Genomic DNA, 26009 nt, shown 5'->3' with positions numbered 1-26009 from the left:
ATTGCTTCAAGGGCTTTTTTCATGAGTATTCGAAGAGTGTTCGAAAACGATCAATTGCCGTCTGTGGGCTTATCGGCTGCAGCGCCTGCTTCACCTTCAGCCTCTGGTGCACGCGATGCCTTGCTGAACCAGCCCGCACCCAGAATGCCAATCTCATAGAGCAGACACATGGGAATCGCCAGCGCCAGCTGAGAGATCACATCGGGTGGCGTAATGATGGCGGCAATCACAAAGGACAGCACCACAAAGTAGCCGCGGAAGGCCTTGAGCTTTTCAATCTCGACCAGACCCAGTCGCACCAGCAGCATCACCACAATCGGCACCTGGAAGGCTGCAGCAAAGGCGATGTACAGCGACAGGATGGCTTCGACATACGAAGCAATATCAGGCGTAGCCGCCACGCTGGCAGGCGTGAAGTGCTGGATGAACTTGAACATATTGCCAAGCACAAAGAACTGCACAAAGCCAATGCCGACATAGGCCAGCAAGCTGCCAAACAGAATCAGCGGCAGGGCAAACTTCTTCTCGTGGCTATACAGACCGGGGGCTACAAAGGCCCAGACCTGATACATGAGCCAAGGCAGCGCCATCAGCACAGCCACCATCATCAGCACCTTGAGCGGCACAAAGAATGGCGAGAAAACGCCCACCGCAATCAGCTTTGCACCGGGGGGCATGTGTTCTTTGATGGGGATGGCGATGAAGTCGATCAGGCCATCCGGACCGGGCCAGAACATCAGCAGTGCAACACAGATCAGAACGCCATAGAGGCTGTAGAGCACGCGATCGCGCAGCTCCATCAAGTGCTGCACAAATGGCTGCTCCGTGCCTGAGAGTTCGTCTTCTTTAGAGGGTTCGGACATGGTGCAAAACCGCGCCAGAGCCTGAACAGCTCTGCACGCTTGAAACAACAACGCCCGCAGACACGGGCAAGGGGCTACATACCAGAGGCAAACCTGCGCCCAAGATGGGCAACGGCCTCATGGCCGGCAGGCTGCAGCTGAGCATGCTCAATGGAACTTCTTGGGGCGAAAACGCGCCACACGCGCCGCACCCGACTGAACTTTGCTACGCACTCCAGCGCGAGCCTTGTACCACTGGGGCACGGCACCGCGCTTGAGGCGCCAGTTCTTGCGCGGATGGCTATAGCTGGGCACCACGGCGCTATTCGTATCAAAACCGGTATAGCCGCCGTCCGAGTCATAGGAGTCAAACGACGAAGCCGAAGTCATGTGCGCATCGTCACGCAGATCCTTGGTCGCATCGCCCCAGTCCTTTTCAAGGTCCGAGGCCTGATTGCGAACGCCGGATTCCACATCGCGTGCCGCAGTCTCGACCGTTTCCTTCATCTTGCGCAGCTCATCCAGCTCCATGGAGCGGTTGACTTCTGCCTTGACGTCGGACACATAACGCTGCGCCCGCCCAAGCATGGTTCCCACCATACGTGCCACGCGCGGCAGTTTCTCGGGGCCGATGACCACCAGGGCCACGGCACCGATCAGCGCCATTTTGGACAGGCCAATATCAAACATCTAGATGTCAGTCCTGCAGCGTTCAGCTTTTTTGCTTGGCTTCCACGTCAATGGTGGCCTTGTCTGTGGCTTGCTGGTTGGCCACTTGGCCTGCGGCAGAGCTGGAATCAGCGTTCGTGCCGCCTTCCTTCATGCCGTCTTTAAAGCCCTTGACGGCGCCGCCCAGGTCGGAGCCGATGTTCTTGAGCTTCTTGGTGCCAAACACCAGAACCACGATGAGCAGCACGATCGCCCAGTGCCAGATAGAAAAAGAGCCCATGAGAATCTCCTAAGAATTGCAAACCATTTTAGACGGGGCTTTTGACAGATTCGTCACAATCACCCAAAAAGCCTGCTGCTGGCAACTCTATAGCCACCCGGATCGCATCGTCCAAGATGCGAAAGTTACGCAGTTTCTCAGCCTTTGAGCCAGGGGCGCGCACCGCCCATGACATGCAGGTGCAGGTGATGCACTTCTTGGCCGCCCTCAGCGCCGGTATTGACCACGATGCGAAAGCCTCCATCAGGATAGGGATTGCAGCCTTGCTCTAGCGCCAGCCTGGGGGCCAGCGCCATCATGCGGCCCAGCAAAGGCGAGTCTTCAGCGCTCAGGTGCGCCATCGAGGCAATGTGCTTTTTCGGGATCATCAAAAAATGCACAGGCGCTGCAGGATTGATGTCGTGGAAGGCGAACACTTCTTCGTCTTCATAAACCTTGCGCGAAGGGATTTCGCCCTTGGCGATACGGCAAAAAATGCAGCTGGAGTCGTAATCGTGGTTATGCATGATCAATCTTGTATTCAGTATCGGAACACCTGCACAGCAAGCAGCTCATACTCTCGCAGCGAGGTGTCATCCCCTTGGAGGAAGGCGCAAGGCGCCTCAGGGGGTTATCCTACATTTTCGGTGAAGCGCATCGTCTGCTTCACACCCAGATGCTCGCGGTTCTCCTGCAGCCACTGCTGGCCACGCTCACGTCCCAGATCAAACAGCTTGCGCACCATGACCATGTCTGCACGCACCTTGCTGGATGCGCCAAAGGGCTTGAGCACCTCACCACCATCAATGCGGTGCATAAGCACATGCTTGTAGCGGTCGGCATCCAACCGCTTTTGCTCCAGCAAGCGCACCACAAACCCGATGGCCCGCAGCTCGGCCAGCAGGCAGGCATTGAAGGTGATTTCGTTCATGCGATCCATGATGTCGCGGGCCGTGTCGGGCGACACATCAGACTCTTTGGGATTGATCTGCACCAGCAAGATATCGCGGCTTTTGGTCTCGTAGATCAGCGGGTACAGGGCCGGGTTGCCTGAAAAACCGCCATCCCAGTAGCGCTCGCCATTAATCTCCACCGCTTTGAACATCTGCGGCAGGCAGGCCGAGGCCATGATGGCGTCTGCCGTCACCTCCTCGCCCGAGAAAATTTTGCCCCGGCCCGTGCGCACATTGGTGGCGCAAACAAAGAGCTTGGGCACCGCCGTGGGATGCGCGGGGTTAGCCAGCGTCTCAAAATCCACCAACCCGGTCAGCAACTGGCGCAGCGGGTTGATATTGAGCGGATTGGTCTGATAGGGCGACAAAAACTGATTGAGGATGCCCAGAAACTGCTTGCTGCCAGGCAGCGGTGCTGCCCAGAACATCTTGCCCACGCTGCCCATGGTACCCACGCCTTCCCAGAGCTGCTTCAGGGCCTGGCGAGCCAGTTGGCGACCCAAGTGGCGGGCGTCATCCACCTTCTTTTCCTGCGCGGCGGCCTGTGCAAAGCCGTGGGCCAGTACCACGGCGTTCATCGCGCCGGCGCTGGTGCCGCTGATGCCCTCGAAGATCAGGTCATCGTCTTCCAGCAACGCATCCAGAATCCCCCAGGTCAACGCGCCATGCGAGCCGCCTCCCTGCAAAGCGAGGTTGATAGTGTGAGAGGTTTCTGAAGCCATTGAACAATCCTGTGAAGCGTTGATTACCGATGTCGCGAGCTTATTCAGCCTCTGTAGCATCGCATAGACGCGGGCGGCCTATCTGCATGTCAGTCTGAATCTGTTGCAGTGCAGCAAAATTCTCTGAAAAAACAAAAAAACCCCTGCCAGAAAGCAGGGGCTTGGTATTGAATCAGCGCCAATCAGGGCTGAATAGCGCGATTTTTGTTCATGGCGATCATGCCGCTGACAATGCGGTAGAGGAACCAGATGGACACCACCACCCATGCCGGGTTGAAGATAAACAGCCCCAGCAGGAAGAACGGGAAGGTGATGGCATACAGCACCGCTGCCCAGACCACGCTGCGCAGGCGCCAGGAAAAGTGGCTCTCCTGCCAGGTGCCGCGCGCATCACTGCGCTTGACCAGATCAATGATGACCGCAACGATCAGTAAAAACACACTGACCTGCGCGCCCGGCAGAACGGCGGCCACGGCCACCACCAGATGCAGAAAATAGCTGACCCAGCCCCAGGCCTTGAGGCCTTCAATCTCGGCAGAGCTGCTGCTGTGTACGTCAATGATGTCGCGATCGTCAGTCATCAGGTGTTTCCTTTCTCCTGCGCGGCGCGTTCGGTCGCCTTGCGCAAGGCTTTCTCTTCCAGACCGCTGGTGCCTTCACGGCGCTCCAGCTCGGCCACCACTTCGGCGGGCGTCAGCCCATAGTGCGACAGCGCAATCATGGTGTGAAACCACAAGTCCGCAACCTCGTAGAGGATTTTGCCCTTGTCGGCCCCTGCATCCACATCCTTGGCGGCCATGACGACTTCGGTCGCCTCCTCGCCAATTTTCTTCAAAAAGGCGTCCGGGCCTTTGTGCAGCAGGCGGGCGACATAGCTTTTCTCGGGGTCGCCACCATTGATGGCTTTGCGGCTTTCGATGACAGCGGCCAGACGGGCCAGTGCGCCTTCAACCGAGGCGGTGTTTTTTTCAGACATGGCTTTATTTGTAGATGGAAGCGGGATCTTTCAAGACCGGATCAACAGCAAGCCATTGCCCATCCTTGAAAACGCTGTAGAAGCACGAGTGGCGACCGGTATGGCAGGCAATTCCGGGGTCATGCCCCTCTTGCGTAATTTTGAGCAAAACCACGTCGTTGTCGCAGTCGATGCGGATCTCATGCACGGTCTGCACATGGCCAGACTCTTCGCCCTTGAACCACAGCTTGTTGCGTGAGCGGCTGAAGTACACAGCGCGCTTGAGCTCCGCAGTCTTCTCCAGCGCCTCGCGGTTCATCCAGGCAAACATGACGACATCGCCGCTGCCCTGCTCCTGTGCAATCACGGGCACCAGCCCTTGCGCATCCCATTTGACTTGATCGAGCCAGCTCATAGCAGACCTTTGTTTTGTATAGCTGCCAGCGCAGGCCAGCAGCCAACCTTAAACACAAAACATATCAAAAGCCGCTAGTAACCTGCGCAAGCCGCTCTCAAAATTGATTTACAGGCGCACGGGAATACCGCGTGCGCGCATGCATTCCTTGGCCTGCTGCACCGTGTATTCACCGTAGTGGAAGATACTGGCAGCCAGCACCGCATCTGCGCCGCCAATGGTCACGCCATCGGCCAGATCTTCCAGGTTGCCCACGCCGCCCGATGCAATCACGGGCACACCCACGGCATCGGCCACGGCACGGGTAAGTTTCAGATCAAAACCACTTTTAGTGCCATCGCGGTCCATGCTGGTCAGCAAAATCTCGCCCGCACCACGTTGTGCCATTTCAGCGGCCCAGCGCACCACATCCAGACCCACATTCTTGCGGCCACCGTGGCTGTACACATCCCAGCCCGGGCCCATGGGCGTGCCGCCCGGGCCCATGCGCTGCTCGTCTTCAGGCGTGCGGCGCTTGGCATCAATGGCCACCACAATGCACTGCGCCCCGTATTTGTCGTTGCAGGCGTTGATGGTCTCGGGGTTGGCAATGGCTGCGGAATTAAAGCTGGTCTTGTCCGCACCGGCATTGAGAAGGCGGCGCACATCTTCCACCGTGCGCACACCGCCGCCCACCGTCAGCGGGATAAAGACTTGCGAAGCCACGGCTTCGATGATGGGCAAGATCAGGTCGCGGCCATCGCTGGTAGCGGTGATATCCAGAAACGTCAGCTCGTCCGCGCCCTGCGCGTTGTAGCGCGCGGCGATTTCCACCGGGTCGCCCGCATCGCGCAGCTCCATAAAGTTGACGCCCTTGACCACGCGGCCGCCGGTGACGTCAAGGCAAGGAATGATGCGTTTGGCAAGCATGGACGAGTCTCGGTGTATCTAAAAACAGAGGGCAAAGATACCACGGCCTCATCATCTCTCTGAGCGATTCCCGATGCCGAACACCATTGCCCCTATCGCAAAACCAATGTAGTGTTTGGTCACCAGAATGCGAGAAATGCCGAAAAACTTACACTTCAAATCTACCCACCTAAATTTCTAGAGCCTCAACAAAAACTCAACAATTAATAGAATAAAACTATTAATAATTGATAAACACCACCTTTGGGAAGGAATGCTCTGTGAATGCTTTGTTGCGAAGCTGTCTGATCTGCTACGCCCTCATGGCCTCCATGTGGGCCCAGGCGGCCGCACCTTCGGTGGCGGTGTATTACGGCAAAGACGCCTCCATGAGTGAGCTGGCCTTGTTCGATATCGCCGTAGTCGAAGCAGAGCAAGGCTACGACCCCGTCAAGTTCCGCAACACTTGGCCCTCCAGCGAGCTTTACGCCTATGCATCGGTGGCTGAGGCAGGAAATGAGCGCGCTTATCTGACAAAAATCCCCTCGACCTGGAAGATGGCTCGCAACGGCGCCTGGAACTCGGTGGTGATTGACCAGACGCCAGAGCAGTGGCCCGCTTTTTTTGCGGAAGAAGTCATTGGCCCGCTCTGGCAAAAAGGCTTTCGCGGTTTCTTTCTGGACACGATGGACTCATACCGTCTGGCCGAGAAATTTAACGAAGCCGAACAGCAGGACGGCTTAGTACGCGTCATCAAGACGCTGAACGCGCGCTTCCCCGGCATCAAGCTGATACTGAACCGCGGCTTTGAGATCGTTCCGCGCGTCAAAGATCAGATCCAGATGGTGGCTGCAGAGTCTCTATTCCGCGGCTGGGATGCCAACCTCAAGCGCTATATCGATGTCCCGGCCAAAGACCGTGAATGGCTGCTCGCCCAGCTCCAAACTATTCGCGAACGCGACAAGCTCCCCGTCCTCGCCATCGACTACGTGCCGCCCAATGACCGCGACGCCATGCGAACCACTGCCAAGCAGATTGCCGACCTGGGCATCATTCCCTGGATTAGCGACTCGTTGCTGTTTACTTTGGGCATGGGTACCGTGGAAGCACAGGCTCGCCACATTCTGATTCTCTATAACGGCGCCGACTACCCGACCCTGAATGAGGCGTCGGCCCATCGTTTTGTGGAAATGCCGCTCAATTACTTGGGCTACATCGCTGATTACGTAGACGTTCGCAAACCACTTCCGCAGAATATTTCGAGCGATCGCTACGCCGGCATCATCACCTGGTTTGGTGGGGCCATCCCGGATCAACGAGTCAAGGACGTGCGCCAATGGCTGGCAAACCAGTCACGGCAAAAAATGCCGATTCTGGTGCTCAATACTCCAGGCTTTCCCATTGACCGCACACTGCCGTTCGATGTGCGCAGCTCTGAGTCGACCCCGGCCCTGCCGCTCAAAAAAGCCGAGCAGGCCAGCATGTACGGCTTTGAAATGCAGCCTCTTTCGCCGCCTACCGATTACGAGGGCTGGACTCTGAACCCAGAGGCTCTGCAAAAAAGCCAACAGCTGCTATCTTTTGACGATGCCAAGGGCAAGCGTTTTGTCTCTGCCGCCATCACTCCTTGGGGCGGCTTCGTCCTCATGCCATATCTGGTGGAGGAGGTGCCCGGCACGGATCAGTCGCGCTGGGTGATCAACCCCTTTGCGATGCTGAAGCAGACGCTGCGACTGGCTGATTTTCCCGTGCCGGACGTCACCACGGAAAATGGCCGGCGCCTGCTGCTCGCCCATGTCGACGGAGATGCCTTCCCCTCAAAGGCAGAGGTTCCCGGATCACCTTTTGCAGGCGAGATGCTGCGCCGTGAGATCCTTGAGCGATACCGTATCCCTCACACCATCTCGGTCATCGAAGCTGAAATATCGCCCCAAGGTCTCTACCCGCAGTGGAGCAAGCAACTGGAGAGCATCGCCAAGCAGATTTTCGCCATGCCTCATGTCGAAATCGCCAGCCACTCTTATTCGCACCCGTTCTTCTGGGACCGCTCCATCTCGCGAAAGGGAGAAGGAAAGGAAGTTGACCTGAACCTTCACATTCCCGGTTACGTGATGGATTTGCATCGCGAAATCAATGGCTCAGTCGACTACATCCAGAAAAATCTGGCCCCCCCGGGCAAGCCTGTAAAAGTCTTTCTCTGGTCGGGCGACACCGCCCCCAGTGCAGAGGCCCTGGCCATCTCGGATGCCGCAGGCCTTCTCAACCTCAATGGCGGTGACACCTCTATCACTCGCAACAATCCATCGCTGACCGAAGTCAGAAGCTGGGGGATTCGCAAGGGCGGGCATCTTCAGGTTTATGCCCCCGTCACCAACGAAAATATCTACACCAACCTCTGGCATGGCCCGTTTTACGGTTTTGAAAAGGTCACTGAAACCTTTGCGATGACTGACACTCCGCGACGTCTCAAAGCCATCAATATTTACTACCATTTCTACTCAGTCAGCAAAGTCGCAAGCATCAAGGCCTTGCATACCGCCTACAAGTGGGCACTGAGTCGGCCAGTTCATCCGGTTTTCGCATCCGAATATGTGCGCAAAGTACATGATTTTTATGAATTTGCAGTAGGCAAAGATGAGCAAGGTTGGCGCATGCGTGGCCCCGGCCAGCTGAGAACCCTGCGACTGCCCAGCACCTTGGGCACTCCTCTCATGCAGGGCAGCGTCAATATCGCCGGGTATCAAGAAGGCCCGGACGGCTACTACGCGCACATGGCTTTCAACTCCGCTCAGATGCAGACCCAGCCGAATGCAGCTCCGCCCAAGCAACCTTATCTGGTGGATGCCAATGCACGTATCAGCGAGTGGAAAGCCCAGGCTGACGGCAGCGTGATCTTTAGCCTCCAGGGGCACCTTCCCCTCGAATGGCGCATGTACCTTCCACAAGGCTGCAGCCTGACCGCCGTTCAGGGTGCCGCACTGTCCAGTGCTGCCACAGATCGATCTTTCATCCGTTCCTTCAGAAGTCCTCAAAACAGTGCCGAACTCAAAGCCCAATGTCGCGCGCTCTGATCGTCCGACGACGACCCCCTTATGGCTGATCGCACTGCTTGCGGTGCTGATCAGCGGTGCCCTGTGGCTGCTTTTCCCCAAAGAGAGCCTCGAACGTCAGCTTGCGAATACTCTTGACGATTCCGAGTTGTCGCTGAACTATTTGACGAACTTGCTGAAGAGCGACCCAGGCAACGAGCACCTGCAGGCTTTGCTGATAGCCAAGCAGCAACGCCAGATAGAAATCAAGCGAGCCGCAGAAGAAGCTAGCCGGCAGGTCCTCCCCAGCGCGGCTGAAATGGCGTGGAAACGCTGGCAAGAGCTTTATGTACGTTACCAAGAAGCCGAGAAGCTCAGCTCCAAATCCACACGGCAAATTGAGCAGTTACGTCCCGAAGTACTGCAAGCTTTGCGCGCCATTCCGCGACAAGGCTTGAGCCAGGAACAGGTGCTTTACCTCGCATCCTCCTCGCTGGTGCTGCACGACATTCCATTGGCAATGAACCTGTACGAGGAACTGGCCGCCCTGCACCCGGAAGCTGACTCCAAATCCAAGGTCTACGCCGATGCCTCGCGACAACTCCTGGGCTTCTCCGAATACGAGAGTGCCTCGCAGTTGCTGCAAAAAGCCAGCAAGACCACGCAGGACTCCAAGCAAGCACGCCAGTACCTGATTGAGGCCTTGCAAGTGCTGCAGTCCGGCAACCGGGCCAAAGACGCATTGGCATTGGCCGAGTCCAATGCCGATATTCTGGGCAATGACCCAGAAACACTGCGAAAGCTGATTGATCTGGCTCGTGCAGCAGGCCAGCCCGCAGCCGCCGAAAAGTACGTCAAGCAATTACTCAAGTTCTCGCTTTTGCAGCAATGGCAAGGTCTTGAAACCGATGTTGTCTCCATCAACACTGCCCCCACGCAAGCCTTTGACGACGGCGCATGGTCGCTTCAGCCTGTCATGTGGCAGTACGCTGGATGGTCAATGCAGAAGACGGCAGCCGGCACAGAAAAACCCAAATCGCCAGCACCATTGCTAGCGTTTGACGACAAGACTTATAAGCTGGCTTACGACGTCTTCCTGGAGAACAAAAATCTGGAGGACGCTTGGCGCATTGCACAGGCAGCCGTCAAACAAGCGCCTCAAGACACCGCATGGCGCGAACGTCTGGCCAAAGTATCTGAATGGCTAGGTCGCCCTCAAATTGCCTTGGATAACTGGTTGTTTATTGCACAGTCCACACAGCGTGAGGATGCGTGGCAGTCTGTGCTGCGTTTGTCTCCAGGCCTGTTTGACAACAACGCGCTGGCCGAGGGCATCAAGCATCAATTGACAAAGCGTCCGAATGACCACGCGCTGCTGCTATCACTGATCCAAGCATATGAGCGGCAAGGCAACCCTCAGCTTGCCATCGATTACCTGCAGCGCCATACCGAGACCCCCGAATCTCTGGCGGTTTTGGCACAACTGGCCACACGAGCAGGGCAGAACAAGCTCGCACTGTCGACCTGGAAGCGCCTGCTGCAAGACCCGGCGCAACGGACTCCAGCCAATGTCATGCCTGCCGCATCCATTGCTCTGCTCGAGGGAGAGCCTGACCTAGGCCTGCGATGGCTGGAGGATGCTCAGTCACGCGTTCCTCCGCAAATGCAAGACGAGGCCGACTACTGGCGCTTCATGGGCAGCCTCGCACAAAGACAGCGTGATGAGCGTGTAGCAACACTGGCCTATCGCAAGCTATTGGATACGTCGAGTGCCGATATCAGTGACTACGACGCGCTGATCAACATCATGCTGCGCAACAACCGGGAGGAAGCTGCCCAATTGTCTCTGCGTGCCTGGGAGAAATTTCATGACCTGCGTCACCTGACTCAAGCGTTCTATTTGCTGGAAGACAAAGATGATTGGTCACAGTTGGGTAATCAACTGAGGCAGGCCCTGGCGACTCCAGAAACCGCTGAGCGCCTGAAAAAGCAGCCGGCATTCTTTCATGTTCAGGGACTGTATTACGAGAGAACAAATCGCCCGGCGCAAGCTCGTGAAGCCTTTCTGAGCGGATTAGCCTTAGCCCCGGACTCCACGCAACTGCAGCAAGCACTGCTCTGGCTTTTGATTGACACGCAGGATGCTGCATCGCTCAAACCATTGCTCGCACGCGTGGAAGAAGTCTGGGCCAAAGATCCAGGTATGCACAGCGCACTGGCTGCTGCCAATCAAAGCCTGTCCAGACCCGCCGTCGCTTTGCAGCGCTATCTTCGCCCCCAAGCCCAAGATCACCATGATGACTTTTTGTGGATGATGAATTACGCAGATGCGTTGGAGCAGAACCAGCAAGCTGACTTGGCTTGGCGGTTGCGCCGCAAGCTGTGGATTCGCCAACTGAAACAAGCATCTCTCCCCCCCAAAAAGAGTCCAGCGCGCGAGTGGTTGACGCCACAGGGGCTGAACAAGGTTCAGCAACAAGCCCGTAACCGCTTGCTCCTGAACCAGTCTTATGGCGATGACGAGTTGGCACTCCTGCGTGAGCTGATGCGTATGGACCTAGCCTCTTCCGAGCGCAAAAAGTACTCAGCAGCAGCCGCTGAACTGGCCATCGCTTGGTTGCAGGACAAGGGAGAATACGCCGCCGAGCGCGGCTACCTCTGGCAGCAATATGCTCGCAGTCGCAGCAAGCAGGCCAATGCTCCCTTGTGGGCTCAGATTACTGCGGCTCTGGCTGAAAAAGATACCGCTCAGGTAGGTGCACTGCTGGAGCGCCACGGAGAAAATCTTCCCCGTCACGATCACGTCAATGCAGCCGTGATGGTTGGAGATCGGCGCCTCGCGCAAACCGTCGGCTTTGAGGCCATGGTGAATCAACCCGATGACGATGAGCAGCACAGCAGCCTGACCGAGCAGCTCCTGGCAGTCAGTCCCTTTGCCGAATATGGACTGACTCAACGTCACCTGACGGGCATCAATGAAACAGAGCAGTCACTGAACTGGCACCTGCCGATCAACTCGCGCTGGGCGCTGGAAGTGGATAGCGATCACATCAGGCGCACAGTCAACAACCGCGACGTCATCCAGCAACCGTCCTCTGAACATGCCATTGGGCTGAGACTACGTCGCATAACGCAGAGCTCAACCACAGATTTTCTGATGGGCGAACGTCGCAGTCTTGACACCTACCATCCTGTGCAGGTCTCGCATAGTCGATCTTTCGGCAATCGCTGGACGCTTCGGGGCTCGCTCGGGAAAGATCTGAGCATGCAAGATTCGCTGGCCATGCGCATGGGCGGTATGAAAGACCGAGCCTCGATGGGGGCCACATATCAGCTCTCCCGGCAAGATCAGCTGGAGCTGGAGTTTGCAAGCGAACGCTATTTCGTTCAGACCGGGGCACGCGTTGGGTCCGGCCAGCACACCACGCTTCAATACACCCACACCTACCGAAGCGAAGCCCCGAACATTGAGTTTGGCGCCTTTACCTCGTGGCATAGCTACAGCCGCACAGACCCTGCGTCACTGACTGGGCGTGATGCGAGCATTCTTCGCTACCTGCCCAATGAGACAACCCCCAGCATTGATTACCTGCTACCCAACAATTTCCGCTTCTCGGGGCTACAGATCTCCACCAATATGCGCTATTCGCAAGACTACACGCGCAGCCTGCGTCCCTTTGCCAGCCTCGCGTTGACAAATCACAGCCTCAACGGCTCCGGATATGACTTTCGACTGGGTGTCGCCGGCAGTGTCCTGGGCTCTGACCACCTGATGGCTGCTATCAACTTTTCCAAATCCGGTCTCAACACTACCGGCACCACCCGTGAACTGCAGCTCATCTACCGACTTCACTATTGAGACTTAAGGAGCCAACTATGAACTTCCTCCCCACCTTCGCATCACGCATCCGCATGCTCGCTGGTGTCAGCCTCCTGAGCCTCCTGGCTGCCTGCTCCACCATCGACCGGGGCAGCTCTCCCAGCCTCGTTAAAGATGCGTCCTGGGCCGTTCTACCGTTTGACAATCACACAGAAACGCCTATGGCCGGCAGTCGGGCCGAAAGCATTGCCACAGCCTTGCTTCATGCGCGCGGTGTGGGTTCAGTCAAGCGCTATACCGGTGATGCTCAACAGGAGTCATTGTTTGATGGCCAGAACGGAAAACGCCGCGAAGATGCGTTGAGCTGGGCACGTAGCGAGGGGGTTCGCTACGCATTGCTAGGTGCAGTGGATGAATGGCGCTACAAGGTTGGAGTGGATGGCGAACCTGCCGTCGGCGTGGCGTTGGAAATTGTTGACGTCAGCGAAGGAAAAACCGTGTGGAGCGGTGCAGGTGGAAAAAGCGGTTGGAGCCGCGAAGCTTTATCCGCCGTCGGCCAAAAATTGATCAGGGATCTGCTGGGCACCGGCATCGCCAACGCACGTTAAGAATCGGTTCAATCAGGACAGCAGACTATGCATTCTCAAGAAATACCTGCAGCCGCCAAGGCAGCCAACTCAGTACAAAGAATCCGAACCTCCGATGAGTTCAAAGGATCTCCACTTGGCAAGCTCACGGTAGTCAGCGAGAAGCCTTGGGTCATCGTTGCGGAAACTGTCCTGATTCCCGCATTCACCCTGCTCCTGGGTTACCTCGTAAATCGTCCGGATCCTTTGTGGATTAATGCGGATTTTCCGTGGGCCTGGTTTGCGCCCATGATGATTGCTTTGCGCTACGGCCCTATTGCAGGCCTTTTCTCGGCAGGCGTTCTCCTGCTGGGGTGGGCTGGCTTTAATCAGCAAGATTTCAGCCACTTTCCGCAGCAGTATTTTTTCGGCGGCCTGATCATGGTCATGATCGTCGGCGAGGTATCCAGTGTCTGGCGCACCCATCTGCGCAGAGCGCGGACGGCCCGCCATTATCAGGACCAACGCATGGAGCAACTCGTTCGCCAGCACTATCTGCTGCGACTGTCGCATGACCAGCTGGAGCAACAATTGATTGGTCAGCCTGTCTCCATGCGCGACGCACTGCACCAGCTGCGCGGCCTCAAAGGCACGACCAGTGATGCGCAGACGCTGCTGAACCTGCTCTCCCAGTTTTGCCAAATCAATGTGGCGAGCATTGTGCCGTTTCGCAGCGGCCACCTGAGCGATCAGTCCATCGCTCAAATTGGCGGTGCCCGCGCCATCAATCTGGATGATGCGCTGGTTCAGCAAGCGCTCTCCACGCGATCGCTGTGCCACATCTCTCGCAGCTTGAAAGATGGTCAGAACACCAGCTATGTCGTTGCAGCCCCCATGCTGGACCTCTCGGATGAGATGTACGGCATGCTGGTCGTGGAAGAGATGCCCTTCTTTGCCCTGCAAGAAGAGACTTTGCAAACCGTCAACCTTTTGCTGGGCTACTACACCGACAGCATTGCGGCCAACAACCTGGCCCAACCCTTGTTGGAGGCGCACCCAGAATGCCCGCCCCAGTTCGCCTTCGAGCTGCAGCGCATGGAGCATGTACTCAAGTCGAGCCAGCTTTCCAGCATCATCCTAGCGCTGCAGTTCTCGCCTAATGCCATCGCGGCGGACATGCCTCAGTTCATCATGCGCATGGAACGCATGCTGGATCAATCCTGGCTCTTTGAAGGCCGTGAAAAATCCGTACTGGCCATCCTTATGCCGCTTGGATCCTTCGCATCCAGCGAAGGCTTTCTGAACCGCCTCTCAACTCGACTCGAGCAGCGAGGATTTCACTCTATCGAGGAGGCCGGGATTGTTCCCTACACTCTCCCGATTGAGAAAAATGAGGCCATGAGTGTTCTTGATGAGATTGTCAGAATCGCCCATGCTTAGCATCCAGTTTTTCATCTCAGCCGCTCTGATTGAGATCCTTGCATGGATCTGCCTGCACCTGCTCAATGAACATGCAGACAGTGCACTGATAACCTACTTCATCGTGCACGCAGTGGCTAGCATTCTGTTTGCATTCAGCCTGCGCCCCCTGATCCTCGCATCACACCAACTACGCGAGCACCGACTGGCCTTGTTGGGTCTTGTTGCCTTGGTGTCATTCACGATCCCCATTGCAGGAGCGGCAGGCTGCCTTGTTGCAACTCTTGCCCTGTATCGCTACCGCAATCACGATTCATTCACTAAGTTCCCTTCGGTGACTTTGCCTGAATTTGATCAGTACCAGTCCAGCAGCAACAGCCGCAGACCTTCGGGCCTGAAAACGTTTTTGACCAATCAAAGTGTTCCAACACCATCGCGCATGCGTGCCATGGTGGCATTGAGCAATGTCTCTGGCCGACTCGCATCGCCCATGCTGCGAACCGCGCTCAGCGACTCCAACGATGACTTGCGCCTGCTCGCATACAGCATGCTCGACAACAAAGAGCAGAAAATCAGCCAGGCCATTCACGATGCGCAGCAATCTCTGGAGCGCTCACATCAAAACGAAGGCACCTCTCCACTCGGCCCTCAAGGCATTCAGGCGTCCTGGGCTCTTTCAGATCTTTACTGGGAAATGATTTACCAAGGCATTGCTCAAAGCGATGTCCGTGAGCACGCAATCGCCCAATCTCTGCATTACTGCCTTGCCGTTCTGCAGGAGCAGCCCGACAACGCATTGCTCACCTTGCGCAAAGGCAGGTTGATGCAATTGCGTAAAGACTACAAGCAGGCACAAGACGCCTACGAAGCAGCACTGGAGCAAGGGCTGCCTGCAGCTCGCGTCATCCCCTATCTGGCTGAGATTTATTTTCTGCAGCGCGACTTCTCAAAAACTCAGCGACTCATGCAAATGCTTGACTACACTCAAGCCCCGCCAAACCTGCGCCCCAGCATGAAGTATTGGAGTGCTGCATGAACGCCCCCATCCCCAAAGCCCAGCAAGCCGATATTGCGCTGCTGCTGGAAGGCACGTACCCATATGTCAGCGGCGGCGTCTCCAGCTGGGTGCAGCAAATTTTGCAGGCCTACCCGCAATACAAGTTCGCGATCGTTTTCCTCGGTAGCAAGCGTGAAGACTATGCAGAGTTTCGCTACAAGCTACCTGCCAATGTCGTTCATTTCCAGGAACACTTTCTCTACGATGATCTGAGCAGCCCGGAAGAGCCGATGCCTGTCAAAGGCAATCCGCAAGATTTCGAAAAAATCAAAAAATTTCTGAGGTCTCTTGAGACCTATGACGAATCGCCGGAAGCCAGGCAAACCATCCTGGCTGAAATTCTGGAGATCACGCAGGCCATCCGTCCCAATGGCGGCATACCGCTGGACGATTTTCTGCACAGCGAAGAAGCCTGGAACCTGATCCGAGACAGTTACCAGCGCTACTCCACTGATCCGTCCTTTGTCGACTTTTTCTGGACAGTGCGCATCATGTTCAAGCCCCTGTGGCTGCTTTCGGAAATTGCCGAAAACCTGATTCCCGTGCGTATTCTGCATACCGTATCCACCGGCTACGCTGGCTTTCTGGGGGGGCTGCTGCATCACCAGCGCCAGTTGCCCCTAATTCTTTCCGAGCACGGCATCTACACCAAAGAGCGACAGATCGACTTGCTGAAAAGCTCCTGGATTCGGGACAACCGCAACCTCTTTCAGCGCGACCCCATGGAGGTCTCATTCTTCCGCCAGATGTGGATTCAGTTCTTTGAATGGATGGGGCGCTTTTGCTACAACGCCGCCAACCCCATCATTGCGCTCTACGAAGCCAACCGCCTGCGCCAGATCAGTGATGGCGCAGACGCCGAGCGCACACGCAACGTACCCAATGGCATACGCCTTGAACGCTTTGTGCCCTTGCGCAGCATGAGAACCGCGACGACTCCACCGGTGCTGTGCCTGATTGGCCGTGTCGTTCCCATCAAGGACATCAAGACCTTTATCCGCTCCATGCGCCGCATCGTGAACAAGCTGCCTCAGGCTCAGGCCTGGATTGCAGGCCCTACCGATGAAGATCCAGGCTATGTGCAGGAATGCAAAAACCTGGTCGCCAGCCTCAGCTTGCAAAATCACGTCAAGTTCCTGGGCATGCAACGCGTCGAGGACCTGATGCCTCTCGTGGGTCTTGTCGTCTTGTCTTCAGTCAGTGAAGCACTCCCCCTCGTCATCCTTGAAGCTCAGGCCTCTGGTGTCCCGGTGGTCAGCACCGATGTGGGCTCCTGCAGTCAGTTGATCAACGGTCTCGACGAAGCCGACCAGGCTCTGGGCAGTTGTGGCCGCATTGTTGGCATTGCCAACCCTGAGGCTCTTGCCGATGCGTCGCTGGAGTTGCTGACGGACTCTCATAAATGGCAGGAAGCCAGCGCTGCAGGCATTGCCCGTGTGGAGCGCTACTACACCGACGACTTGCTCTTTGAGCGTTACCGCCAGATTTACGACAGCGCGCTCGACTCATCTCGGGAGGCCCACTAATGGCTGGCATTGGATTTGAACTGCGCCACATGCTGCGCAAAAACACGCTGACCAGCGTGCTGCAGGCCTATGCATACGCAGGCGTGATTGGCTCAGGCCCCTGGGTTTTTTCCATCATCGGCATCTTGCTGGTGGGGGTCTTTAGCGTTGGCGTAATTGCCCCCCCGCTGCTTGTCACGCAGTTTCAAACCTCAGTCACCTATCTGGTGGCTTTCAGTCTGATTCTCACAGGCCCTGCTCAGCTGGCATTTACACGTTTTATCTCAGACCGCCTCTTCCTCAAGCAAGACAGCGCCGTTCTGCCCAACCTGCACGGGCTGCTGCTGGTGATTGTGGCGCTTGCGGCTATGTTCGGCTGCATTACGCTGTTCACCTTGCTGCCTGAACAAAGCTTTCTGTACCGCATCCTGATGCTGGCGGGCTTCACATTGATGTGCATGGTCTGGACCATGGCCGTGCTGCTGTCGGGCCTCAAGCAATATCAGGCCATCACGGCGCTGTTTGGCTTTTGCTATGCGCTGATCGTGGCGCTGGCCCTGCCACTGCGTCACTGGGGGCTTGAGGGCCTGCTGATCAGCTTTATCTGCGGCCATGCGCTGCTGGTTACAGGCATGTGGTCGATCATTCTGAGAAGTTTCCCTCTGCCCGAGCGCTGGATCTCCTTCGATTTCAGCAAACGCTCGATGATCTTTCCTTCGCTGCTTGCCATTGGTCTGCTCTACAACATGGCGATCTGGATGGACAAGATCATGTTCTGGTATTTCTTACCGACATCCCAGCCCATCATTGGCGGCCTGCGCGCCTCGTTGATTTACGACATTCCAGTCTTCCTCTCCTACCTCTCCATCATCCCTGGAATGGCCGTATTTCTGGTGCGCATTGAGACGGATTTTGTGGAGTACTACGATAAGTTTTTCAACGCCGTACGCGAAGGCGGCTCTCTTGAATTCATCGAGTCCATGCGCAATGAAATGGTTTACTCCATTCAGACGGGGCTGAGTGAAATTGCCAAGATTCAGACCATTGCCGTTCTGGTGACTTTTGTCGCTGGGCCAGCCTTGCTTGAGCTGCTTGGAATTTCTCAGCTTTACCTGCCGCTATTGCATGTTCAGGTGGTCGGTACTGGACTGCAGGTTGGCGTCATGGCTGTGCTTAATATCTTCTTCTACCTCAATGAGCGCCGCATCATTTTGATGCTCTGCACCTTGATGCTGGTACTCAATGTCGCGTTCACCGCCGTTTCTCTGGCGCTTGGCGCGGCCTTCTACGGCTATGGCTTCACGCTTGCCATGCTGGTGACGCTGTGTGTCGGTCTGGTGTGCCTCACACGCTCTATGGACCGACTGGAATACAGAACCTTCATGCTGCAATAAAGGTGGCATAACAAAGCCCTTGGCCCGGTGCATATTGCACAGACCAAGGGCTTTTTTAAATTGCAAAGAGGTATCAGTAGCTCTTCAGCGTTTGTGCAGCCTGCCAGTGCTGGCCAGGTGCCACGACCACGGCAGCATCAATGGCCGCAGCTTCTACGCACAGCATGTGCTGCCAGCTGTCCGCTTCCATGTCTTTGAGCGTGGCGCAGAGCGCGGGGCCGGGGTTCCAGACCACGGTTTCGTGCCAAGGCTCGTCTTGCGCAATCTGCAGCCATGGCTGGCCTGCGGCCTGTAGCTGCAAAGCATCAGCCGCACGGGGATAGACGCGATCGGTCTCAGCGCCAAAGCGCACTGCGCCTTGCTGAGTGATGTGGGTACCGGGCGCTACCGCTGCGGCATCCCAGTAGCTCAGGCCTTCTAGGCCGTGCAAACTGGCTTGCTCAACCTGCGGCACACGCAGGTAGCTGTGCAGAGCTGCGGTAAAAGGCAAATCTTGCTGGCCACGGTTATGCACCGCCAGCTGCACGCTCAGCGAACCGGGCTTGAGCTGCACCGTCAGCAGTGCTTCAAAGGCATGCGGCCAGACGGCTCGTGACTCTTCGCTGTCCTTCAATCGCAAGGTGAGCTGAACGCCGTCTTCACCCCAGGGCAAGGCGGTATCGGCCGACCATTGGGAGACCCGCGCAAAGCCATGCTTGACCAAGGGGCCGCGCTGGTTGAACTGGGGAAAGCAGACGGGAATGCCGCCGCGAATGGCGGTCTGACCGTCATGCGCCGCCTTGGGACTGAGGAACAAGCGCTCCTCACCACGGCTCACCCATGACAGCACCTGTGCACCTTGCAAGCTGACCAAGGCAGAATCGCCTTGAGTCAGCTTTAAAGCGATAGCAGGCAGCCCTTGCCAGTCAACGGCTTGGGCCTGAAAGGTCACATCAGTCACCCGACAGCTCGTCGGCACGCTCTTGGCCTGCAGCGAAGTCCAAGTCGCCGGTGTAAATGGCGCGACCGCAGATCACGCCTTCGACGCCTTCGCTCTCTACCGCGCACAAGGCTTCGATGTCGGCCATGCCCGCCAGACCGCCCGAGGCGATGACGGGAATCTTCAGCGACTGGGCCAGCTTGACGGTGGCGTCCACGTTGATGCCGGTCAGCATGCCGTCGCGACCGATGTCGGTGTAGATGATGGATTCCACACCCCAGCCTTCAAAGCGCTTGGCGGTTTCAATCACATCCTGACCCGTGAGCTTGCTCCAGCCGTCGATAGCGACCTTGCCATCCTTGGCGTCCAGACCCACGATGATGTGGCCGGGGAATGCGCTGCAGGCGTCTTGCAGAAAGCCGGGGTTCTTCACGGCAGCCGTGCCGATGATGAGGTATTCAATACCCAGATCGATGTAGCGCTCAATCGTGTCCAGATCACGAATGCCGCCGCCCAGTTGCACGGGGATCTCCCCGTTCACCGCCTTGAGAATGCTCTTGATGGCACCCAGATTTTTGGGCTGGCCCGCAAAAGCGCCATTCAAGTCCACCAGGTGCAAACGACGTGCACCGGCTTCAAGCCACTTGGTGGCCATGGCAGCGGGGTCTTCACCGAAGGTAGTGGACTGGTCCATATCACCCTGAATGAGGCGAACGCAGTGGCCGTCCTTGAGGTCGATAGCGGGGATGAGCAACATGATGGTGGTCTGCTAGCAAAGATGGCCGTCTGAGTTGGCCAGTGCATAAAGAAAAAACTTCAGGGCTTCCAGCCCAGGAAGTTGCGGAACAACGCCAGCCCCTGGTCCGAGCTTTTCTCGGGATGGAACTGGGTTGCGAAAATATTATCGCGTGCAACGGCACATGCAAAGAGGCCGCCGTAATCTGTCTCGGCGGCGCAATGCTCGCCTTGTTGCACCTGCGCATAAAAGCTGTGCACAAAGTAGTAGAAGCTGCTATCAGGAATGCCCGCCCACAGCGCATGGGGCTTGCCGCCCTGCAGCTTTTGCGACACCTGGTTCCAGCCCATCTGCGGCACTTTGAAGCGACTGCCATCAGCCTGCGTACGGCCTGCCAGATCGAACTTACGCACATTGCCGGGGATCAGGCCCAGCCCCGGCACATCGCCCTCGTCGCTGTGGTCCAGCAGCATCTGCATGCCCACGCACACGCCAAACAGCGGCTTGTTGGCTGCCGCATCCAGCACGGCGGGTTGCAGGCCAGACTCGCGCAGCTCACGCATGCAGTCGGGCATGGCGCCCTGACCGGGCAAGACCACGCGGTTGGCGGCGTAGACCACATCGGGGTCGGCTGTGACGACCACATCCCAGCCGGTATCGGCAGCGGCCGTGCGCACCGCCTGCGAGACCGAGCGCAGATTGCCCATGCCGTAATCGACGACTGCCACGGTGTTGTTCTTCAAATTCATAGCATTTACCGCTTGTGAATAGTAGCGTTCAACATGGTTTGATATTCAAATCCACATTGAACAGGCGCTAGCCGCTCTTGTTTACAGAGCACCCTTGGTCGATGGAATCACGCCTGCCATGCGCTCATCATGCTCCAGCGCAAAGCGCACGGCGCGGGCGAAAGCCTTGAAGATGGTCTCGCACTGGTGATGGGCGTTGAAGCCCTTCAAATTATCGATGTGCAGCGTAACGCCCGCGTGGTTCACAAAGCCCTGGAAGAACTCATACACCAGCTGTGTATCGAGCTGGCCAATGCTGCCGGAGGTGAACTTCACATCCATGTGCAGGCTGGGGCGACCCGAGAAATCGATGACGACGCGCGAGAGCGCCTCGTCCAGCGGCACATAGGCGTGGCCGTAGCGGCGAATGCCTTTTTTGTCGCCAATGGCCTTGGCAAAGGCCTGGCCCAGCGTGATGCCGATGTCTTCCACCGTGTGGTGGCCGTCGATGTGCAGGTCGCCCGCGCATTCGATATCCATGTCGATCAGGCCGTGGCGGGCAATCTGATCCAGCATGTGATCGAGAAAACCGATGCCCGAGTTCAGGCTGGCCTTGCCCGTGCCGTCGAGGTTGATGCGCACCGCCACGCGAGTTTCCGCCGTGTTGCGGGTGACTTCTGCCGTGCGGGGCAGCGGCGCTGCGGTGGAGGGAACGATATTGCTCACAGGGATTCCTTCAATGCCGCCAACATCTGGGCGTTTTCTTCGCGGGTGCCTACGGTCAGGCGCAGGCAGTTATTCAGCAGAGGGTGCATGGCCGATACGTTTTTGACCAGCACGCCGCGTTGTTTCATCTCGGTTTGCGCTTTACCGGCATCGGCCACGCGCAGCAGCACCATATTGGCTTCAGAAGGCCAGACTTTCTCTACGCCCTTCATAACGACCAGCGCATCGATCAGAGGCTGGCGTTCAGCGCGAATGGCGGCGGCTTGCTCGGCGTACAGCGATTCATGCTCCAGCGCAAAAATGGCCGTTTCGCAGTTCAGCACGCTGATGTTGTAGGGCGGGCGCACCTTGTCCAGCTCGTTGACGATGGCAGATGGGCCAATCAGATAACCGAGGCGCGCACCGGCCAGACCAAACTTGCTGAGCGTGCGCATCAGCAGCACATGGGCATTGCGTACAGGGTCGGCCTTCATGCGGGTGACCCAGCTGCGGCTGGCGAAGGGCTGGTAGGCCTCATCCATGATGACCAAGCCGCCAATCTGCGCGACGGCATCAATCACGGCCTGCACCTTGTCCTCGGCCCACAGCGTGGCTGTGGGGTTGTTGGGGTAGGCGATGTAGGTGATGGCGGGCTGGTGCTCGGCAATGGCGGCCTGCATGGCGGGCACATCAAGGTCGAAGTCTTCGGTCAGCTGCACGCCGACAAAATCCAGACCCTGCAGCTTGGCAGACAGCGGGTACATCACAAAGCCGGGCATGGGTGCCAGCATCTTGGCGCGTGCATCGCTGCAAGGCTGTGCCGTGGCCAGCGCCAGCAGCGTGATGATTTCGTCCGAGCCATTGCCCAGCAGCACCGAGGTCCCCGCAGGCGCGCCAGCGTAATCGGCCAGCATTTTTTTCAGCACCTCCTGACGCTCTCCAGGGTAGCGATTGATTTCGAGTGCGCCCAGATGCTCGCCCAGCTTCTTCTGCAGCTCCAGCGGCAGACGGTAGGGGTTCTCCATCGTGTCCATCTTCAGCAGGCCTTGCGCGGGCTGAATGTGGTAGCCCTGCATGGCGCGCACATCGGCGCGAATGCGTTGCAGGGCCTTGGATTGGATGTCTTGAGCAGTCATGGTTTCACTCTTTCACACAGGGCTTGCGTTGGCCAATGCAGTCATGCAGTTCTGGCGCTCAAGCCTCAAGATTCGGATTAGCCGCTTGCTGCAGCGGGTGCAGCACCGTCACGCCGCCAAACTCTGCGCCGTGGGGCAGGTACAGGCTCAGCATCTGGTTGCAGCCGCTGTGCTGGGCGCAGGCCACAGCCAGACAATCGCCAAAGTCCAGCGCATGGCGGGCTTGCACGGCCCAGGCGGTTTCCAGCGTGGCAGCGTCGGTTTTCCAGGGCGTCCAGGTCTGATAGCGGCGAATGGCGGCGCGGGCATCGCCCTGCGGCATAGGCACGGCAGCGGTTGTAGCCTGGTCATAAAACTCAACCAGCGCCTGATTGCTGGTGCGGCCGCTGCGGCTGCGCCACAGCAAATCCAGCCATTCCAGCGTGGCGGCGTACAGATCGCCCCCCGCAGCATCTTCCGCAGCAATCAGCACTGAGGTATCAACAAACACGGGGTTCATGGAGCCACCCCGGCTTCAATATTATTTGGGCCTGTAGTGCGCTTGCTGCTTGCGCTACGCGCTATGAGTTTTGCAGGCTCGCTAGCGCTCTGGTTCCAGCTGCGCTCGTCTGTGCGCCATGCCAGATAGGCACGCTCATAGGCGTCCTCGCGCTGCATCATCTCGGCCATGAAGTCACCCAGCATGCGCGAGACACTGCTGCCGCGCCGCGCCGCTTCAATACGGGCCCAGTCAAGCACGCTGTCTTCGACGGTGATGGTGACGTTCTTCATGGCTTAATAGTACACGAAATTCGTGCAACACGAAATTCGTGTTGACTCGACTGAGCGTAAAAAAGCCCGATGCTGGCATCGGGCAGGTCTCAAACTGAGTCGGAATTAGCGTCGGTACTGTGGTGGCGGCGCGTACTGACGAGCATCGGCCGGGAAGGCGCTGGGGTCACGCGGATCGCGCAGCTCCACTTCTGGCGCACGGCGACGGGGCAGATCGGGGTCGCGTTGATCAAGGCGCACTTCAAACAACGCCGAGCCAATCACGCCCACATTGCGGGCATCTCCAGCTGGTGTGTTGTTGGCATAAGCACGGCCCTTGACCGAGAAGCGAAAGGCGGCCACTTCTCGGTCGCTCTTGCGAAAGCCATCAATCACCAGTCGCTCACCGGGGCGCAGCAAATAGCCAGCGCTCTGAATACTGCCGGGCTGACCGCTCAGCACATCCAGCCCATCCACGGTGGCGACGACTTCGTAATAGCGCTTGCTGCGGTTGGTGTAGACCAGTTCATAACGCTCCCCGTTGCGCCCAGCCACATGAAAATCCTTGGCACCACGGGTGGAGAAAATGCGCAGCGCAGCGCCATTGCCGCCGAGCACTTGCAACTCCACATCGCCATCGGCCAGCAGTGCATTAGTCTGCTGCTCGGCATATTTTCCCAGCGCGCGGCGAATGCTGTCTTCGTCCGAATAGCGCATCTGCCCCGCGTCCCGCGGGCGATCTGGCGTCAGCCGCGATGCCTGCACCACCTTGGTGACCGACTCACGCCCCTCGCCCCATTGCGTGCCCAAGGTGGACTGGGCCTTGGCCGGGCGTGGAGCCGCCATGGCTGCGGGCGCAGGCGGAGCCGAAATTTCAGCGACGGACGCCTCTTTTGCGTCGAACGTTGGAGCCGTACTGCAGGCAGCCAGTCCCGCAGCGATCAAAAAACCCAGCAGTAAACGCCACATTGCCATGTTGAAACCCATGAACTTGCTCCTTGAGCATTGGATGAATGAGCGCAAGTGTCTCTGCAAAGCCGTCAAAGTACGAGCAATAAAACATCTTGAAAGCAATTCGTACATTCCAAGCGCTCAAAAGCGGGAGATACAAAAAAACCGCGCTCAGTGGCGCGGCTTGTTTCGGGTGCAGAAGCGGCTTTACTTCAGACGCATCTCAGCAGCACGGGCATGGCCCTGCAGGCCTTCGCCATAGGCCAAGATAGCAGCCGTCTTGCCCAGCACCTGGGCACCGGCTTCGCTCACTTCAATGATGGAGCTGCGCTTTTGGAAGTCGTAAACACCCAAAGGCGACGAGAAGCGCGCTGTGCCGCTGGTAGGCAACACGTGGTTGGGACCTGCGCAGTAGTCGCCCAGCGACTCAGACGTGTACGCGCCCAAGAAGATCGCACCGGCGTGCTTGAGGGAAGGCTCCCAGCGGTGCGGGTCGCTGCTCGACACCTCCAGATGCTCAGGCGCAATGCGGTTGCTGATGGCGCAGGCTTCTTCCATGTCACGCGTCAAAATCAGCGCGCCACGGTCGTTCAGGCTCTTGGCGATGATGGCCTTGCGGGGCATCTCGGGCAGCAGGCGGTCGATTTCACGCTGCACGGCGTCGATATAGGCGGCATCGGGGCACAGCAAGATGGACTGAGCCAGCTCATCGTGCTCGGCCTGACTGAACAGGTCCATGGCCACCCATTCAGGCGGCGTGGTGCCGTCGGCCAGCACCAAAATTTCAGAGGGGCCAGCGATCATGTCGATGCCGACGACGCCAAACACGCGCTTTTTGGCGCTGGCGACGTAGGCGTTGCCAGGGCCGGTGATTTTGTCCACCTTGGGAACGGTGGCTGTGCCATAGGCCAGAGCGGCCACAGCCTGCGCACCGCCAATGGTGAAGGCACGCGTCACGCCAGCCACGTATGCGGCAGCCAGCACCAGCGGGTTACGCTCGCCTTGGCTGCTGGCTTCTTCACCGCTGCCGCCAGTGGCCACACTGCCCTTTGCGGGGGTTGGCACGACCATGATGATCTCGGCAACGCCAGCCACGTGGGCGGGCACGGCGTTCATGATGAGGCTGCTGGGATAAGCGGCCTTGCCGCCAGGCACATAGATGCCCACACGGTCCAGCGGCGTGACCTTCTGACCCAGCAAGGTTCCGTCTTCGTCGCGGTAGCTCCAGCTTTCACCATTGGCCTTCTTCTGCGCCTCATGATAGGTGCGAACGCGATCCGCAGCGGATTGCAGCGCGTTCTGCTGCTCGACAGGCAGACTGTCAAAGGCTGCTTTGAAGTCGGCCTGTGTCAGCTCCAAATCGGCCATGCTTTCGGCTTGCAAACCATCAAAGCGGGCCGTGTACTCCAGCACGGCGGCATCGCCGCGCTTTTGCACATCGGCCAGGATGTCGGCCACGCGCTGCTCGATCGCTGCGTCCGTGTCAGCCGACCAATGCAGACGCTGCGCAAAATCATGCTCGAATGTGGCATCAGCGGTTGATAGACGGGCGGGAGCAGCTACGAATTCCATAGTATTTACCAGTGGGGAA

25 protein-coding genes are annotated in these 26009 nt (G+C 57.7%); 7 read left to right on the top strand and 18 right to left on the bottom strand.

From position 1 onward, the window contains the following. Positions 1-50: 50 nt before the first annotated feature. The 9 genes from tatC to hisF all read right to left on the bottom strand — a co-directional run bounded on the left by tatC (position 51) and on the right by hisF (position 5724). The gene (gene tatC, locus RSF91_RS04285) at positions 51-863 is read right to left on the bottom strand and encodes a twin-arginine translocase subunit TatC (RefSeq protein ID WP_332567246.1); all 813 of its coding nucleotides are present in this window, start codon (positions 861-863) and stop codon (positions 51-53) included. Between the two features lie 147 nt (positions 864-1010). Beyond that, the gene (gene tatB, locus RSF91_RS04280; protein WP_332567245.1) at positions 1011-1532 is read right to left on the bottom strand and encodes a Sec-independent protein translocase protein TatB; all 522 of its coding nucleotides are present in this window, start codon (positions 1530-1532) and stop codon (positions 1011-1013) included. Positions 1533-1554: 22 nt separating this feature from the next. Continuing rightward, the gene (gene tatA / locus RSF91_RS04275) at positions 1555-1791 is read right to left on the bottom strand and encodes a Sec-independent protein translocase subunit TatA (RefSeq protein WP_332567244.1); all 237 of its coding nucleotides are present in this window, start codon (positions 1789-1791) and stop codon (positions 1555-1557) included. 137 nt (positions 1792-1928) lie between these two features. After that, positions 1929-2297: a histidine triad nucleotide-binding protein gene (locus RSF91_RS04270; protein ID WP_198461228.1), complete on the bottom strand. Its 369-nt coding sequence runs from the start codon at positions 2295-2297 to the stop codon at positions 1929-1931. 104 nt (positions 2298-2401) lie between these two features. Continuing rightward, a complete protein-coding gene (locus tag RSF91_RS04265) occupies positions 2402-3445 on the bottom strand; it encodes a patatin-like phospholipase family protein (RefSeq protein WP_332567243.1) in 1044 nt (347 codons plus the stop codon). Positions 3446-3627: 182 nt separating this feature from the next. Beyond that, a complete protein-coding gene (locus tag RSF91_RS04260; protein WP_332567242.1) occupies positions 3628-4026 on the bottom strand; it encodes a DUF4870 family protein in 399 nt (132 codons plus the stop codon). Continuing rightward, entirely contained in the window at positions 4026-4421 is a 396-nt protein-coding gene (locus tag RSF91_RS04255; RefSeq protein ID WP_332567241.1) for a phosphoribosyl-ATP diphosphatase, read from the bottom strand. The genes RSF91_RS04260 and RSF91_RS04255 overlap by 1 nt, the downstream gene beginning before the upstream one ends. A 4-nt stretch (positions 4422-4425) precedes the next feature. Further along, positions 4426-4854: a phosphoribosyl-AMP cyclohydrolase gene (hisI, locus tag RSF91_RS04250; protein ID WP_268904707.1), complete on the bottom strand. Its 429-nt coding sequence runs from the start codon at positions 4852-4854 to the stop codon at positions 4426-4428. A 69-nt stretch (positions 4855-4923) separates the two neighbouring features. Then, on the bottom strand, positions 4924-5724 hold the full coding sequence (gene hisF, locus RSF91_RS04245) for an imidazole glycerol phosphate synthase subunit HisF (protein ID WP_332567240.1): 801 nt from the start codon (positions 5722-5724) through the stop codon (positions 4924-4926). Positions 5725-5984: 260 nt separating this feature from the next. Between hisF and RSF91_RS04240 the strand changes: the two genes are divergently transcribed. Genes RSF91_RS04240 through pelG form a run of 7 tightly spaced genes read left to right on the top strand, consistent with a single transcriptional unit; the run spans position 5985 to position 18493 of the window. After that, the gene (locus RSF91_RS04240) at positions 5985-8774 is read left to right on the top strand and encodes a bifunctional glycoside hydrolase 114/ polysaccharide deacetylase family protein (RefSeq protein WP_332567239.1); all 2790 of its coding nucleotides are present in this window, start codon (positions 5985-5987) and stop codon (positions 8772-8774) included. Then, positions 8740-12591 (top strand): tetratricopeptide repeat protein, encoded by a 3852-nt coding sequence (locus RSF91_RS04235; protein ID WP_332567238.1) that lies wholly within the window; start codon positions 8740-8742, stop codon positions 12589-12591. Before RSF91_RS04240 ends, RSF91_RS04235 begins: the two co-directional genes overlap by 35 nt. A gap of 17 nt (positions 12592-12608) precedes the next feature. Next, on the top strand, positions 12609-13160 hold the full coding sequence (locus tag RSF91_RS04230; protein ID WP_332567237.1) for a penicillin-binding protein activator LpoB: 552 nt from the start codon (positions 12609-12611) through the stop codon (positions 13158-13160). Between the two features lie 27 nt (positions 13161-13187). Further along, positions 13188-14558: a PelD GGDEF domain-containing protein gene (locus RSF91_RS04225; protein ID WP_332567236.1), complete on the top strand. Its 1371-nt coding sequence runs from the start codon at positions 13188-13190 to the stop codon at positions 14556-14558. Next, the gene (locus RSF91_RS04220; protein ID WP_332567235.1) at positions 14551-15573 is read left to right on the top strand and encodes a tetratricopeptide repeat protein; all 1023 of its coding nucleotides are present in this window, start codon (positions 14551-14553) and stop codon (positions 15571-15573) included. Before RSF91_RS04225 ends, RSF91_RS04220 begins: the two co-directional genes overlap by 8 nt. After that, the gene (gene pelF, locus RSF91_RS04215; protein WP_332567234.1) at positions 15570-17120 is read left to right on the top strand and encodes a GT4 family glycosyltransferase PelF; all 1551 of its coding nucleotides are present in this window, start codon (positions 15570-15572) and stop codon (positions 17118-17120) included. Before RSF91_RS04220 ends, pelF begins: the two co-directional genes overlap by 4 nt. Continuing rightward, positions 17120-18493 carry an exopolysaccharide Pel transporter PelG gene (gene pelG / locus RSF91_RS04210; RefSeq protein ID WP_332567233.1) on the top strand — a complete coding sequence of 458 codons (1374 nt, stop codon included), beginning with the start codon at positions 17120-17122 and terminating at the stop codon, positions 18491-18493. The genes pelF and pelG overlap by 1 nt, the downstream gene beginning before the upstream one ends. A gap of 73 nt (positions 18494-18566) precedes the next feature. Here the strand turns inward: pelG and RSF91_RS04205 are convergent, their stop codons facing one another. From RSF91_RS04205 to hisD, 9 genes are all read right to left on the bottom strand, one after another. Beyond that, positions 18567-19433, bottom strand: coding sequence for a D-hexose-6-phosphate mutarotase (locus RSF91_RS04205; protein ID WP_332567232.1), 867 nt, complete (start codon positions 19431-19433; stop codon positions 18567-18569). Continuing rightward, entirely contained in the window at positions 19426-20169 is a 744-nt protein-coding gene (hisA, locus tag RSF91_RS04200) for a 1-(5-phosphoribosyl)-5-[(5-phosphoribosylamino)methylideneamino]imidazole-4-carboxamide isomerase (protein ID WP_332567231.1), read from the bottom strand. Before hisA ends, RSF91_RS04205 begins: the two co-directional genes overlap by 8 nt. 59 nt (positions 20170-20228) lie before the next feature. Further along, positions 20229-20897, bottom strand: coding sequence for an imidazole glycerol phosphate synthase subunit HisH (gene hisH, locus RSF91_RS04195; protein WP_332567230.1), 669 nt, complete (start codon positions 20895-20897; stop codon positions 20229-20231). A gap of 81 nt (positions 20898-20978) precedes the next feature. Next, the gene (gene hisB, locus RSF91_RS04190; RefSeq protein WP_442878798.1) at positions 20979-21602 is read right to left on the bottom strand and encodes an imidazoleglycerol-phosphate dehydratase HisB; all 624 of its coding nucleotides are present in this window, start codon (positions 21600-21602) and stop codon (positions 20979-20981) included. Next, positions 21599-22717 carry a histidinol-phosphate transaminase gene (hisC, locus tag RSF91_RS04185; protein ID WP_332567229.1) on the bottom strand — a complete coding sequence of 373 codons (1119 nt, stop codon included), beginning with the start codon at positions 22715-22717 and terminating at the stop codon, positions 21599-21601. Before hisC ends, hisB begins: the two co-directional genes overlap by 4 nt. A 58-nt stretch (positions 22718-22775) precedes the next feature. Then, positions 22776-23216, bottom strand: a complete 441-nt coding sequence (locus RSF91_RS04180; protein ID WP_099738688.1) for a PIN domain-containing protein — start codon at positions 23214-23216, stop codon at positions 22776-22778. Beyond that, positions 23213-23488: a hypothetical protein gene (locus RSF91_RS04175; protein ID WP_332567228.1), complete on the bottom strand. Its 276-nt coding sequence runs from the start codon at positions 23486-23488 to the stop codon at positions 23213-23215. Before RSF91_RS04175 ends, RSF91_RS04180 begins: the two co-directional genes overlap by 4 nt. Positions 23489-23593: 105 nt before the next feature. Next, positions 23594-24454, bottom strand: coding sequence for a hypothetical protein (locus RSF91_RS04170; RefSeq protein ID WP_332567227.1), 861 nt, complete (start codon positions 24452-24454; stop codon positions 23594-23596). A 171-nt stretch (positions 24455-24625) separates the two neighbouring features. Continuing rightward, positions 24626-25990: a histidinol dehydrogenase gene (hisD, locus tag RSF91_RS04165; protein WP_332567226.1), complete on the bottom strand. Its 1365-nt coding sequence runs from the start codon at positions 25988-25990 to the stop codon at positions 24626-24628. Between the last annotated feature and the right edge of the window lie 19 nt (positions 25991-26009).

Source organism: Comamonas sp. (assembly GCF_036643215.1).
In the GTDB taxonomy this organism is placed as follows: Bacteria; Pseudomonadota; Gammaproteobacteria; order Burkholderiales; family Burkholderiaceae_C; genus Comamonas.
The sequence above is the reverse complement of the archived record's forward strand: the minus strand, read 5'-3'. Positions and strand labels throughout refer to the sequence as shown.

Coding starts and splice junctions, on each gene's coding strand:
- hisF (WP_332567240.1), bottom strand. CDS start 5,724: ATGCTTGCCAAACGCATCATTCCTTGCCTTGACGTCACCGGCGGCCGC.
- RSF91_RS04225 (WP_332567236.1), top strand. CDS start 13,188: ATGCATTCTCAAGAAATACCTGCAGCCGCCAAGGCAGCCAACTCAGTA.
- hisD (WP_332567226.1), bottom strand. CDS start 25,990: ATGGAATTCGTAGCTGCTCCCGCCCGTCTATCAACCGCTGATGCCACA.
- hisC (WP_332567229.1), bottom strand. CDS start 22,717: ATGACTGCTCAAGACATCCAATCCAAGGCCCTGCAACGCATTCGCGCC.
- RSF91_RS04270 (WP_198461228.1), bottom strand. CDS start 2,297: ATGCATAACCACGATTACGACTCCAGCTGCATTTTTTGCCGTATCGCC.
- tatC (WP_332567246.1), bottom strand. CDS start 863: ATGTCCGAACCCTCTAAAGAAGACGAACTCTCAGGCACGGAGCAGCCA.
- RSF91_RS04220 (WP_332567235.1), top strand. CDS start 14,551: ATGCTTAGCATCCAGTTTTTCATCTCAGCCGCTCTGATTGAGATCCTT.
- RSF91_RS04175 (WP_332567228.1), bottom strand. CDS start 23,488: ATGAAGAACGTCACCATCACCGTCGAAGACAGCGTGCTTGACTGGGCC.
- RSF91_RS04260 (WP_332567242.1), bottom strand. CDS start 4,026: ATGACTGACGATCGCGACATCATTGACGTACACAGCAGCAGCTCTGCC.
- tatA (WP_332567244.1), bottom strand. CDS start 1,791: ATGGGCTCTTTTTCTATCTGGCACTGGGCGATCGTGCTGCTCATCGTG.
- RSF91_RS04170 (WP_332567227.1), bottom strand. CDS start 24,454: ATGGGTTTCAACATGGCAATGTGGCGTTTACTGCTGGGTTTTTTGATC.
- RSF91_RS04265 (WP_332567243.1), bottom strand. CDS start 3,445: ATGGCTTCAGAAACCTCTCACACTATCAACCTCGCTTTGCAGGGAGGC.
- hisA (WP_332567231.1), bottom strand. CDS start 20,169: ATGTTGCTCATCCCCGCTATCGACCTCAAGGACGGCCACTGCGTTCGC.
- tatB (WP_332567245.1), bottom strand. CDS start 1,532: ATGTTTGATATTGGCCTGTCCAAAATGGCGCTGATCGGTGCCGTGGCC.
- pelG (WP_332567233.1), top strand. CDS start 17,120: ATGGCTGGCATTGGATTTGAACTGCGCCACATGCTGCGCAAAAACACG.
- pelF (WP_332567234.1), top strand. CDS start 15,570: ATGAACGCCCCCATCCCCAAAGCCCAGCAAGCCGATATTGCGCTGCTG.
- hisH (WP_332567230.1), bottom strand. CDS start 20,897: ATGAATTTGAAGAACAACACCGTGGCAGTCGTCGATTACGGCATGGGC.
- RSF91_RS04230 (WP_332567237.1), top strand. CDS start 12,609: ATGAACTTCCTCCCCACCTTCGCATCACGCATCCGCATGCTCGCTGGT.
- RSF91_RS04180 (WP_099738688.1), bottom strand. CDS start 23,216: ATGAACCCCGTGTTTGTTGATACCTCAGTGCTGATTGCTGCGGAAGAT.
- RSF91_RS04255 (WP_332567241.1), bottom strand. CDS start 4,421: ATGTCTGAAAAAAACACCGCCTCGGTTGAAGGCGCACTGGCCCGTCTG.